This is a genomic window from Paracoccus zeaxanthinifaciens ATCC 21588, from assembly GCF_000420145.1.
Lineage (GTDB): Bacteria > Pseudomonadota > Alphaproteobacteria > Rhodobacterales > Rhodobacteraceae > Paracoccus > Paracoccus zeaxanthinifaciens.
In genome coordinates, this window is the sequence record NZ_ATUJ01000006.1 from 103,221 (window position 1) to 121,481 (window position 18,261).

Below are 18,261 nucleotides of genomic sequence, written 5' to 3' on the forward strand. Positions count from 1 at the left end.
ATGAACCTTTCCCCCCGCGAGCGTGAAAAGCTGCTGGTCTCGGTCGCCGCGATGGTCGCCCGCAACCGCCTGTCGCGCGGCGTCAAGCTGAACCACCCCGAGGCCATCGCCCTCATCACCGATTTCGTGGTCGAGGGCGCGCGCGACGGCCGCACCGTGGCCGACCTGATGCAGGCCGGTGCCCATGTGATCACCGCGGGCCAGTGCATGCCCGGCGTCCCCGCCATGATCGAATCGGTGCAGGTCGAGGCAACCTTTCCCGACGGCACCAAGCTGGTTACCGTCCATCATCCCATTCGAGAGGAGGACTGAATGAGAACCCTGATCGCCGCCGCCGCCCTGCTGCCCACCGCCGCCCTGGCCCATCCCGGCCACCACAATGACGCGGACCCCACCCACCTGCTGACCCAGCCCGACCACCTTGGCACGCTGGCCCTGATCGTGGCCGCGGGCGTCGCCGCATGGGTGCTGCTGCGGGGCCGCTCGTGATCCCGGGCGAGATCCTGCCCGCCGAGGGCACGATCACCCTCAACGAGGGGCGGGACGAGATCGCGCTGATGGTCGCCAATACCGGCGACCGTCCCATCCAGGTCGGCAGCCATTACCACTTTGCCGAGACCAATCCCGGCCTGCGCTTCGACCGCGATGCCGCGCGTGGCATGCGCCTGTCGATCCCGGCAGGCACCGCCGTCCGGTTCGAGCCCGGCCAGTCGCGGGAAATCCGCCTGATCCCCCTTGCCGGCGCGCGCGTCGTGCAGGGGTTCCGCCAAGACATCATGGGGGCGCTGTAACCATGGCCCAGACCTTGTCCCGTGCCGATTACGCGGCGCTTTACGGCCCGACCAAGGGCGACCGCATCCGGCTGGCCGATACCGAACTGCTGATCGAGGTCGAACGCGACCTGACCATCCCCGGCGAAGAGGTCAAGTTCGGCGGCGGCAAGGTCGTGCGCGACGGCATGGGCCAGTCGCAGGTCACCCGCGAGGGCGGCGCGATGGACACGGTCATCACCGGGGTCGTCGTCTTCGACCACCAAGGCATCGTAAAGGCCGATGTCGGCCTGAAGGACGGGCGCATCGCGGGCATCGGCAAGGCGGGCAACCCCGACACCCAGCCCGGCGTGACCCTGATCATCGGCCCCGGCACCGAGATCATCGCGGGCGAGGGGCGTATCCTGACGCCCGGCGGCTTCGACTGCCATATCCACTTCATCTGCCCCCAGCAGGTCGATCACGCGATCCATTCCGGCGTCACCACGATGCTGGGCGGCGGCACCGGCCCCGCGCATGGCACGCTGGCCACGACCTGCACCCCCGGCCCGTGGCACATCGCCCGCATGATGGAATCCGTGGCCGACCTGCCCGTGAACATCGGCATCGCAGGCAAGGGCAACGCCTCGGTCCCCGCACCGCTGGAAGAACAGATCCGCGCGGGCGCCTGCGCGATGAAGCTGCACGAGGATTGGGGCACCACCCCCGCCGCCATCGACAACTGCCTGACCGTCGCGGACCGCATGGACGTCCAGGTGATGATCCATACCGACACGCTGAACGAATCCGGCTTTGTCGAGGATACGATGGCCGCGATCGGCGGGCGCACCATCCACGCCTATCACACCGAGGGCGCGGGCGGCGGGCACGCCCCCGACATCATCCGCATGGTCGGCATGTCGAACGTGCTGCCATCGTCCACCAACCCGACGCGGCCCTATACCGGCAACACGATCGAGGAACATCTGGACATGCTGATGGTGTGCCACCATCTGGATCGTCGCGTTCCCGAGGATGTCGCCTTCGCCGAATCCCGCATCCGCCGCGAGACCATCGCCGCCGAGGACATCCTGCACGATCTGGGCGCCTTCAGCGTCATCTCGTCCGACAGCCAGGCCATGGGCCGCGTGGGCGAGGTGATCATCCGCACCTGGCAGACCGCCGACAAGATGCGCCGCCAGCGCGGACGGCTGCAGGACGAGCAGGGCCAGAACGACAACCTGCGCGCCCGCCGCTATATCGCGAAATACACGATCAACCCGGCCGTCGCGCATGGCGTCTCGCGTCATATCGGCAGCATCGAGGACGGCAAGCGCGCCGATCTGGTCCTGTGGTCCCCCGCCTTCTTCGGGGTCAAGCCCGAGATGGTGCTGGTCGGCGGGCAGATCGCCGTCGCGCAGATGGGCGATCCCAACGGCTCGATCCCGGTGCAGCCGGTCTTCAGCCGCCCGATGTGGGGGCATACGGGCCGCGCCTCGTCGATCTTCGTCAGCCAGGCGGGGCTGGATGCGGGCGCGGGCGACGGGCTGTCGAAATCGCTGATCGCGGTCGAGAACACGCGCGGCATCGGCAAGGCCGACATGGCGCTGAACGACCGGATGCCGCAGATCGAGGTTGATCCCGAAACCTACGAGGTCCGCGCCGACGGTCAGCTTCTGACCTGCGAACCCGCGACCGAGCTGCCGATGGCGCAGCGCTATTTCCTGTTCTGAGGTTCGCCATGACCCTTCACTGCCACAGCATCGTCCGCAACGCCCAAGGGCCCTTCGCCGCGGAGATCGCGCTGGATTACGAATCCCGCCTGCTGCGCCGCAAGCGGCTGACCAGCGCGGCGGGCGATTTCATGCTGGACCTGCCCGAGGTCGTCAGCGTCGAGGATGGCGATGCCTTCGCCCTGTCCGACGGGCGGCTGGTCGTCATGCGCGCGGCCCCCGAACCCGTGCTGGTCGTCACCGGCGATCTGGCGCGGCTGGCATGGCATGTCGGCAACCGCCACACCCCCTGCCGGATCGAGACCGACCGCCTGATCATCCGTCAGGACCACGTGCTGGAGGCGATGCTGCGCCAGCTGGGCGCGACGGTCGAACGCGCCGAACTGCCCTTCAGCCCGGAAGGCGGCGCCTATGGCCACGGTCGCACCTTCGGTCACGATCACGGGCATGGGCACGGCCATGGGCACGGCCATTCGCATGACCACGGGCATTCGCACGGCCATGACCACCATCACGAACACGCCTGAGGCCGCCCGCCTGCGGCTGGCGCAATACCTGTCGCCCGCTTTCCCGGTGGGCGGCTTCGCCTGGTCGCAGGGGCTGGAATACGCGATGGATCAGGGCATCGCGACGCGCGCGACCCTGCCCGCATGGCTGGCCGACTGGCTGGATCACGGCGCGGGCTGGACCGATGCAGTGCTGGTCGCGCTGGCCCTGCGCGATGCCGGTCCCGAACCGGACGACCTGGCCCGCGCGGCCTGCCCGTCCTCGCAGCGGCTGACCGAGACGGTGGAGCAGGGCACGGCCTTTGCCGCCAACATCGCCGCGCTGACGGGCGACGATGCGGCCCCCGCCACCCTGCCCGTCGCCTTCGGTCGCGCCTGCGCCGACATGCCCCTGCCCGCGCCCGAGATCATCGCGGCCTTCCTGCAGGCGCAGGCCGCCGCCCTGATCAGCGCCGCCGTGCGGTTCCTTCCGCTTGGCCCCATGCAGGGGCAGGCGATACTGGCCGGGCTGCAACCCGCGATCCTTGCCTGCGCCGCCCGTGCCGCCACCGCGACGCGCGACGACCTGCACAGCGCCGCATGGGGGGCCGACATCGCCGCCATGCGCCACGAAACCATGACCACGAGGATCTTCCGATCATGAGCCCGAACGCCCCCCCGAACCACGGTCCCCTGCGCGTCGGCATCGGCGGCCCCGTCGGCGCGGGCAAGACCACCCTGACCGAGCAGCTGGCCCGCGCCCTTGCGCCCCGCCTGTCGATGGCGGTCGTGACCAACGACATCTATACCCGCGAGGATGCCGAGGCCCTGATGCGCGCGCAGGTCCTGCCCGCAGACCGCATCCGGGGCGTCGAAACCGGCGGCTGCCCGCATACGGCCATCCGCGAGGATGCCAGCATCAACCTGGCCGCCATCGCCGATCTGAACGCGGCCATTCCCGACCTGGAACTTGTGCTGATCGAATCGGGCGGCGACAACCTGGCCGCGACCTTCAGCCCCGAACTGGCCGATCTGACGATCTATGTCATCGACACGGCGGCCGGGCAGGACATCCCGCGCAAGCGGGGACCGGGGCTGGCGCGGTCCGACCTTCTGGTGGTGAACAAGACGGATCTTGCCCCGCATGTCGGCGTGGATGCCGCGCTGCTGGAAAAAGATGCGCGCGCCTCGCGCGGTGCGCGTCCGGTGATCATGGCCGCGTTGCGCCACGGCACCGGCGTCGATCAGATCGTCGATTTCCTGATCCGCGAAGGCGGACTGACCCCCGCCCCGGCAGAAGACTGCACAATCTGACGGCAGGCGGGCAGACGACTGCCCGCCATGCGAACAGCCCGCGGTCCTGCCCGCGAATTGCTGCCCGAATCCTGTCCAACTGCCTCTTTCCCGTCATCTGCTGTGACCGCGAAGACGAAGATCTTCACGAAAATTTCAGGGAGTGGACAGGATGAGCATGATGACACGCAAGTTGCTGCTGGGGGCCGCGCTGGCCGCCGTGACCACCGCCGCAAATGCGCAGGACGGCGAACCGATCAAGATCGGCGTGCTGCATTCGCTGTCGGGCACGATGGCGATTTCCGAAACGACGCTGAAGGACACCGTCCTGATGATGGTGGAACAGCAGAACGAGAAGGGCGGCGTCCTTGGCCGTCCGCTGGAGGCCGTGGTCGTCGATCCGGCATCCGACTGGCCGCTGTTCGCCGAAAAGGCGCGCGAGCTGCTGACCGTCAGCGAGGTGGACGTGATCTTCGGCGGCTGGACCAGCGTCAGCCGCAAGTCGGTCCTGCCCGTGATCGAGGAGCTGAACGGGCTGATGTTCTATCCCGTGCAATACGAGGGCGAGGAATCCTCGAAGAACGTCATCTATACGGGCGCCGCGCCGAACCAGCAGGCGATCCCCGCCGTGGACTACATGCGCGACGAGCTGGGCGTCGAGAAATGGGCCCTTCTGGGCACCGACTACGTCTATCCGCGCACGACGAACAACATCCTCGATGCCTATCTGAAGGATAACGGCACCGCCGAGGAGGACATCTTCGTCAACTATACCCCCTTCGGCCATTCCGACTGGTCCAAAATCGTGGCCGATGTCGTGGCGCTTGGCGCGGATGGCAAGAAGGTCGGCGTCGTGTCCACCATCAACGGCGACGCGAATGTCGGCTTCTACAAGGAGCTGGCGGCGGCAGGCGTTTCCGCCGACGACATCCCCGTCATGGCCTTCTCTGTCGGCGAGGAAGAGCTGTCGGGCCTGGATACCGCCAACCTGGTCGGGCACCTGGCCGCGTGGAACTATTTCCAGACCGCCGAAAGCCCCGAGAACGAGGAATTCGTCGCGACCTGGAAGGAATTCATCGGCGATGACGCGCGCGTCACCAACGACCCGATGGAGGCCACGATGATCGGCTTCAACGCCTGGGTCGCCGCGGTCGAGGAAGCCGGCACCACCGATGTCGATCCCGTGCTGGACGCAATCGTCGGCGTCACCGTGCCGAACCTGACCGGCGGCACCGCCGAGGTCCTGCCGAACCACCACCTGACCAAGCCCGTCCTGATCGGCGAGATCCGCGAGGACGGCCAGTTCGACATCGTCAGCCAGACCGATCCGGTTCCGGGCGACGCATGGACCGACTTCCTGCCCGAATCCGCGGTGCTGGACGCCGATTGGCCGGGCAAGCAGTGCGGCATGTACAACACCCAGACCGAGACCTGCGTCCAGGTGCAGTCGAACTACTGACGGCTCCGGCCCGGGCGGAACACCCCCTGCCCGGGCCTTCACGATACTGCCCCCGAAGGATCACCCCCGTGACAGCCCTTGCCCGAATCGCGCCCTTCGCCCTGGCGCTGCTGATGCCGCTTGCCGCGCTGGCCAACCCGGCGCTGGATGCGGTGATCGCTGACAACCTCGACCAGATCGAACGCCCCTCGCGTCAGACCGTCGCGCCGCTGATCGCGGATATCGCCGCCACCGGCCCCGAGGGGCTGGCGATGCTGCAGGCATGGTCGGCCCGCGAACTGGCCCTGACCGAGGATGGCCGCGCGGTCATCACCTCGGGCGAGGTGCCGGTCGATGCGGTCACGGGCGATCCGGTCACCGACGACTTCAGCAGCCTGCGCCCGAACAGCGGCGTGCGCGGCGTGATCGACGGGGCGCTGGTCGTCTCGCAGCTGTCGGACCCCGATCCGGCGATCCGCAGGGGCGCGCTGGACACGCTGGCGCGGCGGGCCGATGCCGCGCAGCTGGCGGCGCTGCGCGGGGCGCTGGACGATCCAGATCCGGCCATCGCGGCCCGCAAGGCGCGGCTGGAACGCCTGCTGACCATCCAGCTGGGCGAGGATTCCGCGAACCGCGTGCAGGCGATCCGGCAGCTGTCGGGTGATGTCGCGCTGGACTTTCGCGCGGCGCTGAACCCGCTGCTGGCCACGCGCATCGTCGCGACCAAGGACGAGCCCGGCGGCAATGTCGCGCGCGAATTGCGGCCCGGCTCGGACGACCTGTCGCGCCAGGACGCGATCGCGATGCTGGTGGACCAGGGCGTGCTGCAACCGCGCCTGACATCCGCCGAACAGCGCACGCGGCTGGCCGCGAACATCGTGGACGGGCGCGTGGGCGGGCTGCCCGTGGCGGCGCTGGACGATCCCGACGCCCGCGACCGCGCCTACGAGGCGCTGGAGGCCGAGGGCGCCGTCCCCCCCGCCGCGACCGAGGCCGAGACCGAGGCCGCGCTGGACGCGCACGGCTTCTTTGCCGTCTATGCCGAACCCGACGCCGCCGTGACCGAGGCCGCCGAGACCGCCCTGACCCGCACCCAGACGCGGCTGGGCGTGATGCGCGGCTTCGACCTGGGGCTGGACGCGCTGTCGCTGGCCTCAATCTATTTCCTGGCGGCGATCGGGCTGGCCGTCACCTTCGGCGTCATGCGGGTCATCAACATGGCGCATGGCGAATTCATCATGATGGGGGCCTATACCGGTTACGTGGTCCAGACGCTAATCGCGGATCGCACGCTGTCGCTGCTGGTCGCGCTGCCCCTGGCCTTCGCGGTCACCTTCGCGGCGGGGGTGGTGCTGTACCGGCTGGTGATCCGCCACCTGGCCCATCGCCCGCTGGAGACGCTGCTGGCGACCTTCGGCGTGTCCATCGCGCTGCAGCAGCTGGCCAAGAACATCTTCGGCACGCAGGCCCGGCCCCTGACCTCGCCCGCCTGGCTGGAGGGCGCGATCACCTTCAACGACGTGGTGTCGATCAGTTCGATCCGCGTGGCGATCTTCGTGCTGGCGCTGCTGTTCCTGGGGCTGTTCCTGTTCATCATGAAGCGCACGCGGCTGGGCCTCGAGGTTCGGGCCGTCACGCAGAACCCCGGCATGGCGGCGTCCATGGGCATCAATCCCGACCGCATCGCGATGATGACCTTCGGGCTGGGATCGGGGATCGCGGGCATCGCGGGCGTGGCCATCGGGCTGTTCGCGCAGGTGACATCCGAACTGGGCCAGCAATACATTGTCCAAAGCTTCATGACCGTGGTCGTGGGCGGCGTCGGCAACATCTGGGGCACGCTGGCGGGCGCCACGCTCATCGGCGGGCTGTCCAAGGTCATCGAATCGCTGAACCCGGCGAACACGCTGGCCGCCCAGACCTTCATGATCCTGTTCATCATCATCTTCATCCAGTTCCGGCCCCGCGGGATCATCCCGCAAAAGGGCCGCGCGGCCGAGGTCTGAGCCCATGCAGCGCACACCCTTCATCCTGAGAAACCCCTCGGTCCTGATCGTGATCGCGGTGCTGGCGGTCTTCACCGCCGCCGTCACCGCGGCCAGCGCGGCCTATGGCACGGGGGTCATGCCGACCTCGATGGTCAAGGTGCTGGGCAAGACCCTGTGCCTTGCGCTGGCCGCCGTCGCGATGGACCTGGTCTGGGGATACCTGGGCATCCTGTCGCTTGGGCAGATGGCCTTCTTCGCGCTTGGCGGATACATGATCGGCCAGTGGCTGATGTATGCCCGCACCGAGGGCATCGTGGCCGCATCCATGGCCGCGAACCCCATCCCCCCCACCCCGGCCGAACTGCAGGAGGGCGTGGCCGGCCAGATCTTCGGCGTGGTCGGATCGACCGACCTGCCCTGGGCCTGGACCTTCGCGCATTCCCTGCCCGCGCAGCTGGCGCTGGTGCTGATCGTGCCGGGGCTGCTGGCGCTGGTCTTCGGCTGGCTGGCATTCCGCAGCCGCGTGAACGGCGTCTACCTGTCGATCCTGACGCAGGCGATGACCTTGGCCCTGGCGCTGTGGCTGTTCCAGAACGACAGCGGGTTCCGGGGCAACAACGGCCTGTCGGGCCTGCAGAACATCCCGGGTCTCGAAGATGTCGGCCAGGCGCGACTGTCGGTCTGGTTCCTCTGGGCGTCGGCGCTGGCGCTGGCCCTGGGATACGTGCTGGCCGCCTGGCTGATGGGCGGCAAGTTCGGCAGCGTCACCCGCGCCATCCGCGACGACGAGACCCGCGTGCGGTTCCTGGGCTACCCGGTCGAGGGGTTCAAGCTGGCGGTCTTCACCATCGCCGCCATGATCACCGCCATCGCGGGCGCGCTGTACTACCCGCAGGCGGGCATCATCAACCCGGCCGAGCTTGCGCCCATCGCGTCGATCTATCTTGCCGTCTGGGTCGCCATCGGCGGTCGCGGGCGGCTGTACGGCGCTGTCATCGGGGCGGTGGTCGTGTCGCTTCTGTCCAGCTGGTTCACCGGCGGACGCGCGCCCGACCTGAACATCGCGGGCCTGCGCATGGCCTGGGTGGACTGGTGGCAGGTCGCGTTGGGCCTGACCTTCGTGCTGGTCACCCTGTTCGCGCCCAAGGGGATCGCCGGGCTGTTCGACATCCTGAACCGAAAGGCCAAGTCATGAGCGCGCTTCTGGAAGTTCGCGGAATCTCGAAGACCTTCGACGGGTTCAAGGCGATCAACGACCTGTCATTTTCCATCGGGCGGGCGGAACTGCGCGCGGTGATCGGCCCCAACGGCGCGGGCAAGACGACCTTCATGGACATCGTGACCGGCAAGACCACCCCCGACGAGGGCGAGGTCCTGTGGGGCACCGAATCCCGGTCGCTGCTGAAGATGAACGAGGCCCAGATCGCCCGCGCGGGCGTCGGCCGCAAGTTCCAGCGCCCCACCGTCTTCGAGGATCAGAGCGTCGCCGACAACCTGACCATGGCACTGCGCGCCGATCGCGGCCCCTTCGCGGTCCTGCGCTGGCGCCCCTCGGACGACAGCGAGACGCGCGTGGCTGAACTGGCCGCCGAGGTGGGCCTGTCGGACCAGCTGCCCTGCAAGGCGGGCGAACTGAGCCACGGCCAGAAGCAATGGCTGGAGATCGGCATGCTGCTGGCGCAGGAACCGCAGCTGCTGCTGGTGGACGAACCCGCGGCGGGGATGACGCTGGCCGAACGCGAACTGACCACGACGCTTCTGTGCCGCCTGGCCGAAACCCGCGCGGTGGTGGTCGTCGAACACGACATGGATTTCGTCCGCCGCCTGAACTGCCGCGTCACCGTGCTGCACCAGGGGTCGGTCCTGGCCGAGGGCAGCCTGGATCACGTGACGCGGAATCCCGAAGTCATCGAAGTCTATCTGGGGCGCTGACATGCTGAACGCGAAGAACCTGACCCTGCATTACGGCGGCAGCCAGATCCTGCACGGCATCGACATCGCGGCCACGCCGGGACGCGTCACCTGCGTCATGGGCAACAACGGCGTGGGCAAGACCTCGTTGATGAACCTGCTGGCGGGGCGTCACCCAAGATCGGGCGGCACCCTGACGATGGAGGGGCGCGACCTGGGCCGCGTGAACGCGCAGCGCATGGCGCGGATGGGCGTGGGCTATGTCCCGCAGGGGCGCGCGATCTTTCCGATGCTGACCGTGCGCGAGAACATGGAGACGGGTTTCGCCTGCCTGCCCCGCGCCGAACGCCGCATCCCCGACGAGATCTTCGACAGCTTCCCCGTCCTAGCGGAAATGGCGCATCGACGCGGCGGCGACCTGTCGGGCGGCCAGCAGCAGCAGCTGGCCATCGCCCGCGCGCTGATCACTAGGCCGCGCATCCTGCTGCTGGACGAACCGACGGAAGGCATCCAGCCCAACATCATCGCCCAGATCGGCCGCGTCATCGCGGCGCTGCGCGACCGGGGCGACATGGCGATCGTGCTGGTCGAACAGTTCTTCGACTTCGCCTGGGACCTGGGCGACGACTTCCTGGTGATGGAGCGCGGGCGCGCCGTCATGCAGGGCCCGAAGGCGCAGCTGCGGCGCGAGGATCTGCACGCCCGTCTTGCGGGGCATGCCGCGGCCTAGCGCTTGCGCTCCCACCGGCCCGAATCCTCGGACCAGTACTCGGCCTCGATGCCGCCCTGGGTGAGGGCGCGCCACTGGTCGCGGGCGCGGGCGGTGGCCGCGCCGTCGCCGCCGTCGAAGACGATCAGCGTGCGCTCCATCGCCTGCGCCTGCGACACGGGAACCTCGGCCCCGTCCAGCGCGATCAGGCAGGCGGGGTCGTTCGCGGCCCCGCCCCCGTCGCCCGTGGTCAGCAGCACCGGCTGACGCGCATCATGCGCGCCGCCCGCCAGCCCGTGCGGCAAAAAGCCGTCGCCCTGCCACAGCTGCATGTCCAGCCGTTCCATCCGCGCAGGGTCGGTCCCGCGCAGTTCCACCCGCCACCCGGCCTGCGCGGCCTTGCCCAGCAACTGGGGCAGCAGCGCCTCGGCCGGGGACCGGGTCAGGTGATAGAACATCGCCTTGCCCATGACGGGATCACTTCACCTCGAAGCGGTCGCGGATCATGCGGTCCAGCGTCATGACGCCCCAGCCCGACGCGCCCTTGGGGGCCAGGTCGGTCGCCTGCGGCGGCAGGGCCACGCCCGCGATGTCGATATGCGCCCAGGGCTGCCCTTCGCGGACGAAGCGCTGCAGGAACTGCGCCGCCGTGATCGAACCCGCGGCGCGGCCGCCGGTGTTCTTCATGTCGGCCAGCCGCGACTTCAGCTGCGCGTCATAGCTTGCGCCAAGCGGCAGCCGCCACGCGCCCTCGCCCTCGGACCGGGCGGCGGACAGGATGCCGTCGGCCAGCGTGTCGTCATTGGCGAAGACCCCGGCATTGTCATGGCCAAGCCCGATGATGACCGCGCCGGTCAGCGTCGCCAGATCCACGATGGCCGAGGGGTTGAAGCGCGTCTGCGCGTACCACAGCACGTCCGCCAGCACGAGCCGCCCTTCGGCGTCGGTATTGATGATCTCGATCGTGTCGCCCTTCATCGACTTCACGATGTCGCCCGGACGCTGCGCGCGGCCGTCGGGCATGTTCTCGACCAGGCCCACAAGCCCCACGACATTGGCCTTGGCCCGACGCAGCGCCAGCGTGCGCATCACGCCCGCCACGACGCCCGCGCCGCCCATGTCCATGGTCATGTCCTCCATGCCCGCGGCGGGCTTGATCGAGATGCCGCCCGTGTCGAAGACGACGCCCTTGCCGACCAGCGCCAGCGGCGCCTCGTCGCCCGCGCCGTTCCAGCGCATGACCACGACCTTGGACGGGCTCTCGCTGCCCTGCCCCACGCCCAGCAGCGCGCGCATGCCCAGCTCGGCCAGCTGATCCTCGTCCAGCACCTCGACCTCGAGGCCCAGCTCCTGCATGGCGGCAAGGCGGTCGGCGAAATCGGTGGTGGTCAGCACGTTGGCGGGCTCGTTCACCAGGTCGCGGGTGAAGAACACGCCCTCGGCCACGGCGGCGGCGGATGCGGCGGCCTTGGCCAGCGCCTCGGGGGATTTCGCCATGAAGGTCACGCGGCCCTTCGGCTTCTCGTCATCCTCGGGGCGGGACTTGTAGGCGTCGAAATCATAGGCGCGCAGCGCAAGGCCCAGGGCCACGTCCGAGGCCAGCTTCTGCGGGCCGCCCGCGACCAGCATGTGCCCCCCGTTCAGGCGCGCGCCGATGGCGGCACCGGCCTGGCGCGCCTCGGTCGAGCTCGAGGCCACCGGCAGCCGCACGAGGATCAGCGCCTCGGCGGCGATGCCTGCCGGGAACGCCATCTCCAGCGCCTGGCCGGGCTTCAGCCCCTGCCCCGCCTTCGAGGTCAGCGCCCGCTGCGCGGCGTCGCGCAGAGCCTTGGGCAGGCGCCCCGGCACCCGGTCGTCCGCACCGACCAGCAGGGCGATGCGGCCCTCGTGCTCGGCGAATTTCTCGGGTGCGGTCTCGATGAAGTCGATCTGAACGGGATGGGTCATTCGAGGTCCTCTCTCTTGTTGTCGTGAACCTAGACACCCCGCGCACCCTTTTCCAGAGCGTCCCTTGCCGCTAATCAGGACCCGACGTCACGCGAGGGAAGGCAGCCCATGCCCCGGATCGACCGATATATCCTTGGCCAGCTGCTGACGCTGTTCGGCTTCTTCGCGCTTGTGCTGGTGTCCGTCTACTGGATCAACCGGGCCGTCAGCCTGTTCGACGACCTGCTGAACGACGGCCAGACCGCGCTGGTGGTGCTGGAATTCACGCTGCTGACGCTGCCGCTGGTGATCTCGGTGGTGCTGCCCGTCGCGGCCTTCGCGGCCACGGCATACGGCACGAACCGCCTGTCCGGCGAATCCGAGCTGGTGGCGATGCAGTCGGCGGGCATATCGCCCTGGCGGATGGCGCGGCCCGTGCTGGTCTTCGGCCTGTCGGTGGGGTTGATGGTCGCGATCCTGGTCCACGGGCTGGTTCCGATGGCGCGCGAACGGCTGGCCGAACGCAGCGCCGAGCTGGCCGAGAACGTCACCTCGCAGTTCCTGCGGCCCGGCAGCTTCCAGTATCCGACCGACGACGTGACGCTGTTCATCCGCGACATCGCCAGCGACGGGCACCTGCTGGACCTGTTCATCGAGGATGCGCGCGACCCCGACCGCCAGACCACCTATACCGCGCAGGAGGCCTTGCTGGTGCGCACCGATACCGGCCCCGCGCTGGTCCTGCTGCAGGGCATGGCCCAGACCCTGACGCGCGAAGATGGCCGCCCCCGCCTTGCCGTGACCCGGTTCGAGGAGTTCAGCTATGACATCGGGGCGATGATCACGGGCGGCGGCAGCAAGGGGCGCGACCTGCGCGATTACGGCACGCTTCGCCTTCTGGCCGCCGATGCCGCCCTGCTGGAGACGACCGGCGCCACCGCGGGCGATGCCCGCCGAGAGGCACATGAGCGCATCGCCCAGCCATTGCTGTCGCCGGTCGCGGCGATGATCGGCTTCGCGACGCTGCTGGTGGGCGGTTTCTCGCGCTTCGGGGTGTGGCGGCAGGTCGGCTGGGCGATCCTTGCGCTGATCTTCGTGCAGTTCCTGTCGAACGCCGCCGCCGACCGGGTCGGCACCGATCCGGCGATGTGGCCGCTGCTGTATCTTCCCGCGATCGTCGGGGCAATGATGTGCGCGGGGCTGTTATGGCTGGCCGCGCGACCCAGGGGGGGGCGGTCATGATCCTTGCACGCTATGTCGCGCGGCGCTTCCTGCGGTCGTTCCTGCTGATCGCGGGCGTCTTCCTGCTGATCCTGTTCCTGATCGACATGATCGAGATCATCCGCCGCTTCTCGGGGGACGATATCGGGCTGGGTGGGGCCGCGCGCCTGGCCGCGCTGAACATCACCGACAGCTTCTATTCCATCCTGCCGCTGATGACGGTGCTGGCGGGCATCGCGCTGTTCCTGGGGCTGGCGCGCAGCTCCGAGATGGTGGCCATCCGCGCCTCGGGCCGGTCGGGGATGCGCGTCATCGCGGCACCCGCGCTGACCGCGGTGGCGGTGGGGGCGCTGACCGTGGGGCTTCTGAACCCGCTGGTCGCGGCGACGGGGCAGCTCTATGACGATGCCGTGGCCGAGATCGACCGCGGCGGCAGCCAGACCGTCAGCCTTGGCGACAGCGCCGTCTGGCTGCGGCAGGCCGTCATCGAGAACGGCGAGGAATCGGGCCAGATCGTCATCCGCGCCCGCCGCGCCAGCGCCGATGCGCTGACCCTGCACGATGCGACCTTCCTGGTCTTCGACGACGAGTCAGGCCCCGTCCGCCGGATCGAGGCCCGCACCGCACGGCTGATCCCCGGATCCTGGGGCCTGGCCGAGGTCCGCGATTACCCCCTGGACGCGGCGAACCCGCAAGCCGATGTCAAGCGCGCGCCCTACATGCTGCTGCCGTCGGACCTGACCGCGCAGCGCATCCGCGAGGGGTTCGGGCGCCCCGAATCCGTGCCGGTCTGGCAGTTGCCGGGCTTCATCGCGGGGCTGGAACGCGCGGGCTTCTCGGCCTCGCGGCACAGGGTCTGGTTCCAGATGGAACTGGCGCGCCCCTTCCTGATGGGGGCGATGGTGCTGATCGCGGCGGCCTTCACCATGCAGCATATCCGTGGCCGCAATACCGGGGTCGCGGTCCTTCTGGCCTTCGCGGCGGGGATCGCGCTGTTCTTTCTGCGCAACATGGCGCAGGTTCTGGGTGACAACGGGCAGATCGGTGCGGCGATGGCCGCATGGACCCCGCCCCTTGTCGGCGCCCTTCTGGCCCTTGGGCTGATCCTGAAGCGAGAGGACGGATGACCGTTCAGACGACCAGACGATCCCTGCGCCTCGGGACGGCGCTGATCGCGGCACTTGCCGCGCCCGCAGCCGGTCAGACGATCTTCGACCAGGACGCGTCCATGCCGCAGATGCCCGGCGTGTCGCAGACCGCGCCCCTGGCCAGCATCGGCGGCGTGTCGGCGCTGGCGCCCGAATCCGACAGCCTGGGCAGCGAGCCCATCGGCGACCGCACCCCCTCGACCAGCGCCCCCGAGGCGGTCGAGCCCGACGCCTCGGTCCGCATCCCCGGCGATCGCGGGACGGCGGGCGAAGGCGGGGCGGCGACGGTGCTGGCCGATGCCGTCCGGCTGCGCGACGACCGCACGCTGGTCGCGGCGGGCGGCGTGGTCATCTGGTACCAAGGCGCACGTCTGGTCGCATCGCGCGTGATCGTGGACGGCCCGACGGGCGATCTGACCATCGAGGGTCCGATCCACCTGTCCCGCCCCGACAGCACCGACCCCGAACAGGACACGATCCTGATCGCCGATGCCGCCCAGCTGGACCGCGAATTGCAGGACGGCATCATCCGCGGCGCGCGCCTCGTGATCGGGCGCGAATTGCAGCTTGCCGCGCGAGAGGCCGAACGCCGCGACGGCGGCCGCGTCACCGAACTGCGCCAGGTCGCGGCATCGTCCTGCCAGATCTGCGCCAGCGACCCCACCCCCCTGTGGGAGATCCGCGCCCGCGCGATCACCCACGACGCCGAGACCCGGACGATCACCTTCGACCACCCGCAATTCCGCGCCTTCGGCGTGCCCTTGGCCTATGTGCCCTTCAGCGTGACCGCCCCCGACCCGACCGTCGATCGCAAGAACGGCTTCCTGCGCCCCGAGATCCGCACGACCTCCAGCCTGGGGTTCGGGATCAAGCTGCCCTATTTCGTGACGCTCGGGGATCATGCGGACGTGACGGTGACGCCCTATGTCGCGGTCGATCGCACCAGCACGCTGGAGCTGCGGTACCGCCAGGCATTCGCCAACGGGGCGACGGAATGGAACGGCGCGATCACCCGCGACGACCTGCTGCCCGACGAATGGCGCGGCTATGTCTTCGGGATCGCGCAGTTCGACCTGCCGCGCGACTACAAGCTGGGCGTGCAGGTGCAGGCGGCGACCGACCGGGCCTATCTGCTGGATTACGACGTGACCGATGCCGACCGGCTGTGGTCGGGCATCACGCTGGAACAGGTCCGCCGCAAGAAGCTGGTCTGGGCGCGGATCGGCAACTACAACTCGCTCCGCGACGACGAGGACGAATCCAGCTCTCCGGCGCAGGTGGCCGACGCGATCTGGATGCGCCGCTTCACGCCCCCCCGCATCGGAGGCGAGGCGACCGTCGAATGGTCCGCCCATGCCCATCGCCGCCCCTCGGATGATGACGGGATCGGCCGCGACGTGGCGCGCGCCTCGTTCGACCTGGACTGGCGACGTTCCCAGATCCTGCCGGGCGGCGTCATGGCCGCGGCCATCGCCGGGCTCGAGGCCGATCTCTATCGCATCGCGCAGGACGACAGCTATGACGACGTGGTGGCCCGCGCGGACCCGCAGGTCGGGGTCGAGCTGCGCTGGCCCCTGGCGACGGTCCACGGGCGCGCGACGCATATGGTCGAACCGGTCCTGCAGCTTCTCTATTCGCCCCCGGGCGATGACGACGACATCCCGAACGAGGACAGCCTGCTGGTCGAGTTCGACGAGGGGAACCTGTTCTCGGACAGCCGCTTTCCGGGCTATGACCGCAGCGAGGGCGGCCTGCGCGCCAATGCCGGCCTGACCTGGACGCGGATCGACCCCAACGGCTGGTCGCTTGGCGTGACGGGCGGGCGGGTCTTCCGCGCGCGGCAGGGCAGCGGCGACGAGGACCGGAGCTTCATCGGCGGGCGGCGGTCGGACTGGCTGCTGTCGACGACCTATGACAGCGGGCGCGGCCTTGCCATCGCGAACAGGGCGCTGTTCGACGACAGCTTCAACGTCTCGCGCAACGAATTGCGCATGGGCTGGCTCCGCGACGACCTGCAGCTTTCGGCGGGCTATCTGTGGATCGATGCCGACCTGGCCGAGGGGCGCGACAGCGACGCATCCGAACTGGCGGCCAGCGTCGGCTGGCAGATCGCGCCCGGCTGGTGGGGCAGCGCCGAGGCACGTTACGATTTCACCGCCGAACGCGCCCAGAGCGCGTCGCTGGACGTGACCTATCGCAACGAATGCATCACGGTCGAGACGGGCGTCTCCAGGCGCTTCACCAGTTCGGACACGATCGACGCGGAAACCAGCTTCGACCTGTCGGTCCGGCTGGCGGGTTTCGGCAACACGACCGGCGGTCAGGGCACGGTGGCGCAGCGCAACTGCATGCGCTAATCTGCCCGCCAAAAGGCAAGGATAGGAACAGCAGATGCGGCAACTCCTCTCAGGTCTCGCGCTGGCGGCGGTCATCGCGACGGGCGCCGTCGCGCCCGCGAACGCGCAGAACCTGTTCCAGACCGTCGTCTATGTGAACGACAGCGCCGTCACCCGCTACGAGATCGTTCAGCGGCAGCGCTTCATGCAGGTGATCGGCGCCCCCGACACCAGCGCCGAGGCCGCCGAGACCGCGCTGATCGACGACCGCCTGCGGGTCGAGGCCGCCGAAGCCATCGGCGCGCAGCTGTCGGACGAGCAGCTTCAATCGGGCCTCGAGGAATTCGCGGGCCGCGCGGGCCTGGATGCCGCCAGCTTCATCGCGCGGCTGGAACAGGCGGGCGTCGATGCCGACACCTTCCGCGATTTCGTCCGTGCGGGCACGCTGTGGCGGCAGGTCGTCCGCGCACGCCTGCTGCCCCAGATCGAGATCTCGGACGCGCAGGTGGACCAGCAGCTCAAGCGCGTGATCGAGACGCCGATCATCGACCGCGTGGCCATTTCCGAACTGATCATCCCCGCCCCTCCGGGGCAGGAGGCGCAGGCCCTTGCGCTGGCCGAACGCATCGCCGGGTCGCGCCCGACCGAAGGCCAATTCGCCGATGCGGCCCGCAGGTATTCCGCGACGCCCTCGGCCCAGGCGGGCGGCAGGCTGGAAACGCTGGAGCTGGAGGCGCTGCCGCCGGGCCTGCGCCAGGTCATCAGCCAGCTGCAGCCGGGCCAGGTGACCCAGCCGCTGCAGGTCGAAGGCGCGGTCATCCTGTTCTTCCTGCGCGACGCGCAAGGCAGCCTGCGCCCCGGCGCGCGGGAACAGGTGCTGGAATACGCGACCATCACCCTGCCCAGCATGGCCGAGGCGACCGCCGTGGCGCAGCGCACGCTGTCCTGCGACGATCTGTACAAGCAGGTCGGCCCCGAGGCCGCGCTGCAGGTCCAGCGCCAGACCGTGTCGCAGGCGCAGATCCCGACGCTGATCGCCGCACGCCTCGCATCTCTGGACGACGGCGAATCCGGCGTCGTCCCGGCGGGCAACGCCGCCGAGGTCGTGACGCTGTGTTCGCGCCAGCCCGCGCTGGCCCAGCAGGCCGAGGTGCCGACCACCGCCCAGCCGCAGGACGGGGTCGAGGATGCGATCCCGCAGCCCCAGAACGGCATCCCCTCGCGCGAGGCGGTCCGCGACGAGCTGTTCAACCAGCGCATCAACTCGGCGGCGGACGGGCTTCTGGCCGACCTGCGCGCCGACGCCCTGATCCGCAGGCCGTGA

At 69.3% G+C, this 18,261-nt stretch carries 18 protein-coding genes; 16 read left to right on the forward strand and 2 right to left on the reverse strand.

What is annotated here, in order from left to right; genetic code table 11:
* The 12 genes from F804_RS0107955 to urtE all read left to right on the forward strand — a co-directional run bounded on the left by F804_RS0107955 (nt 1) and on the right by urtE (nt 10,327).
* A complete protein-coding gene (locus F804_RS0107955; RefSeq protein WP_022707223.1) occupies nt 1-312 on the forward strand; it encodes an urease subunit gamma in 312 nt (103 codons plus the stop codon).
* Nucleotides 313-489, forward strand: a complete 177-nt coding sequence (locus F804_RS17505) for a hypothetical protein (RefSeq protein ID WP_022707224.1) — start codon at nt 313-315, stop codon at nt 487-489.
* Nucleotides 486-791 carry an urease subunit beta gene (locus F804_RS0107965; RefSeq protein ID WP_022707225.1) on the forward strand — a complete coding sequence of 102 codons (306 nt, stop codon included), beginning with the start codon at nt 486-488 and terminating at the stop codon, nt 789-791. Before F804_RS17505 ends, F804_RS0107965 begins: the two co-directional genes overlap by 4 nt.
* Before the next feature lie 2 nt (nt 792-793).
* Nucleotides 794-2,482: an urease subunit alpha gene (ureC, locus tag F804_RS0107970; RefSeq protein ID WP_022707226.1), complete on the forward strand. Its 1,689-nt coding sequence runs from the start codon at nt 794-796 to the stop codon at nt 2,480-2,482.
* A gap of 8 nt (nt 2,483-2,490) precedes the next feature.
* On the forward strand, nt 2,491-3,009 hold the full coding sequence (locus F804_RS0107975; RefSeq protein ID WP_022707227.1) for an urease accessory protein UreE: 519 nt from the start codon (nt 2,491-2,493) through the stop codon (nt 3,007-3,009).
* On the forward strand, nt 2,984-3,631 hold the full coding sequence (locus F804_RS0107980; protein ID WP_022707228.1) for an urease accessory protein UreF: 648 nt from the start codon (nt 2,984-2,986) through the stop codon (nt 3,629-3,631). Before F804_RS0107975 ends, F804_RS0107980 begins: the two co-directional genes overlap by 26 nt.
* Nucleotides 3,628-4,281 (forward strand): urease accessory protein UreG, encoded by a 654-nt coding sequence (gene ureG / locus F804_RS0107985; protein ID WP_022707229.1) that lies wholly within the window; start codon nt 3,628-3,630, stop codon nt 4,279-4,281. Before F804_RS0107980 ends, ureG begins: the two co-directional genes overlap by 4 nt.
* Before the next feature lie 157 nt (nt 4,282-4,438).
* Nucleotides 4,439-5,719 (forward strand): urea ABC transporter substrate-binding protein, encoded by a 1,281-nt coding sequence (gene urtA, locus F804_RS0107990; RefSeq protein ID WP_022707230.1) that lies wholly within the window; start codon nt 4,439-4,441, stop codon nt 5,717-5,719.
* A 113-nt stretch (nt 5,720-5,832) separates the two neighbouring features.
* On the forward strand, nt 5,833-7,704 hold the full coding sequence (urtB, locus tag F804_RS0107995; protein WP_040595859.1) for an urea ABC transporter permease subunit UrtB: 1,872 nt from the start codon (nt 5,833-5,835) through the stop codon (nt 7,702-7,704).
* Nucleotides 7,705-7,708: 4 nt separating this feature from the next.
* Nucleotides 7,709-8,881, forward strand: a complete 1,173-nt coding sequence (gene urtC, locus F804_RS0108000) for an urea ABC transporter permease subunit UrtC (protein ID WP_022707232.1) — start codon at nt 7,709-7,711, stop codon at nt 8,879-8,881.
* Entirely contained in the window at nt 8,878-9,618 is a 741-nt protein-coding gene (urtD, locus tag F804_RS0108005; RefSeq protein WP_022707233.1) for an urea ABC transporter ATP-binding protein UrtD, read from the forward strand. The genes urtC and urtD overlap by 4 nt, the downstream gene beginning before the upstream one ends.
* Before the next feature lies 1 nt (nt 9,619).
* Nucleotides 9,620-10,327, forward strand: a complete 708-nt coding sequence (urtE, locus tag F804_RS0108010) for an urea ABC transporter ATP-binding subunit UrtE (protein ID WP_022707234.1) — start codon at nt 9,620-9,622, stop codon at nt 10,325-10,327.
* Here urtE and F804_RS0108015 read toward each other — a convergent pair.
* Both F804_RS0108015 and F804_RS0108020 read right to left on the reverse strand, forming a co-directional pair.
* Nucleotides 10,324-10,776 (reverse strand): DNA polymerase III subunit chi, encoded by a 453-nt coding sequence (locus tag F804_RS0108015; protein ID WP_022707235.1) that lies wholly within the window; start codon nt 10,774-10,776, stop codon nt 10,324-10,326. The genes urtE and F804_RS0108015 overlap by 4 nt on opposite strands.
* 7 nt (nt 10,777-10,783) lie before the next feature.
* Nucleotides 10,784-12,253: a leucyl aminopeptidase gene (locus F804_RS0108020; RefSeq protein WP_022707236.1), complete on the reverse strand. Its 1,470-nt coding sequence runs from the start codon at nt 12,251-12,253 to the stop codon at nt 10,784-10,786.
* A 108-nt stretch (nt 12,254-12,361) separates the two neighbouring features.
* On the opposite strand from F804_RS0108020, the gene lptF reads away from it, so the two are divergent.
* From lptF to F804_RS0108040, 4 genes are read left to right on the forward strand one after another with little or no spacing between them, the layout of a single operon-like run.
* Entirely contained in the window at nt 12,362-13,474 is a 1,113-nt protein-coding gene (lptF, locus tag F804_RS0108025) for an LPS export ABC transporter permease LptF (protein ID WP_022707237.1), read from the forward strand.
* The gene (gene lptG / locus F804_RS0108030; protein ID WP_028725771.1) at nt 13,471-14,580 is read left to right on the forward strand and encodes an LPS export ABC transporter permease LptG; all 1,110 of its coding nucleotides are present in this window, start codon (nt 13,471-13,473) and stop codon (nt 14,578-14,580) included. Before lptF ends, lptG begins: the two co-directional genes overlap by 4 nt.
* Nucleotides 14,577-16,958, forward strand: coding sequence for an LPS-assembly protein LptD (locus F804_RS16000; protein ID WP_022707239.1), 2,382 nt, complete (start codon nt 14,577-14,579; stop codon nt 16,956-16,958). Before lptG ends, F804_RS16000 begins: the two co-directional genes overlap by 4 nt.
* 34 nt (nt 16,959-16,992) lie before the next feature.
* Nucleotides 16,993-18,261, forward strand: a complete 1,269-nt coding sequence (locus F804_RS0108040; protein WP_022707240.1) for a peptidylprolyl isomerase — start codon at nt 16,993-16,995, stop codon at nt 18,259-18,261.

Coding starts and splice junctions, on each gene's coding strand:
- urtC (WP_022707232.1), top strand. CDS start 7,709: ATGCAGCGCACACCCTTCATCCTGAGAAACCCCTCGGTCCTGATCGTG.
- F804_RS0108020 (WP_022707236.1), bottom strand. CDS start 12,253: ATGACCCATCCCGTTCAGATCGACTTCATCGAGACCGCACCCGAGAAA.
- urtE (WP_022707234.1), top strand. CDS start 9,620: ATGCTGAACGCGAAGAACCTGACCCTGCATTACGGCGGCAGCCAGATC.
- F804_RS17505 (WP_022707224.1), top strand. CDS start 313: ATGAGAACCCTGATCGCCGCCGCCGCCCTGCTGCCCACCGCCGCCCTG.
- ureG (WP_022707229.1), top strand. CDS start 3,628: ATGAGCCCGAACGCCCCCCCGAACCACGGTCCCCTGCGCGTCGGCATC.
- urtB (WP_040595859.1), top strand. CDS start 5,833: ATGCCGCTTGCCGCGCTGGCCAACCCGGCGCTGGATGCGGTGATCGCT.
- F804_RS0107980 (WP_022707228.1), top strand. CDS start 2,984: ATGACCACCATCACGAACACGCCTGAGGCCGCCCGCCTGCGGCTGGCG.
- F804_RS0107975 (WP_022707227.1), top strand. CDS start 2,491: ATGACCCTTCACTGCCACAGCATCGTCCGCAACGCCCAAGGGCCCTTC.
- urtD (WP_022707233.1), top strand. CDS start 8,878: ATGAGCGCGCTTCTGGAAGTTCGCGGAATCTCGAAGACCTTCGACGGG.
- urtA (WP_022707230.1), top strand. CDS start 4,439: ATGATGACACGCAAGTTGCTGCTGGGGGCCGCGCTGGCCGCCGTGACC.
- lptG (WP_028725771.1), top strand. CDS start 13,471: ATGATCCTTGCACGCTATGTCGCGCGGCGCTTCCTGCGGTCGTTCCTG.
- F804_RS0108015 (WP_022707235.1), bottom strand. CDS start 10,776: ATGGGCAAGGCGATGTTCTATCACCTGACCCGGTCCCCGGCCGAGGCG.
- lptF (WP_022707237.1), top strand. CDS start 12,362: ATGCCCCGGATCGACCGATATATCCTTGGCCAGCTGCTGACGCTGTTC.
- F804_RS16000 (WP_022707239.1), top strand. CDS start 14,577: ATGACCGTTCAGACGACCAGACGATCCCTGCGCCTCGGGACGGCGCTG.
- F804_RS0107955 (WP_022707223.1), top strand. CDS start 1: ATGAACCTTTCCCCCCGCGAGCGTGAAAAGCTGCTGGTCTCGGTCGCC.
- F804_RS0108040 (WP_022707240.1), top strand. CDS start 16,993: ATGCGGCAACTCCTCTCAGGTCTCGCGCTGGCGGCGGTCATCGCGACG.
- ureC (WP_022707226.1), top strand. CDS start 794: ATGGCCCAGACCTTGTCCCGTGCCGATTACGCGGCGCTTTACGGCCCG.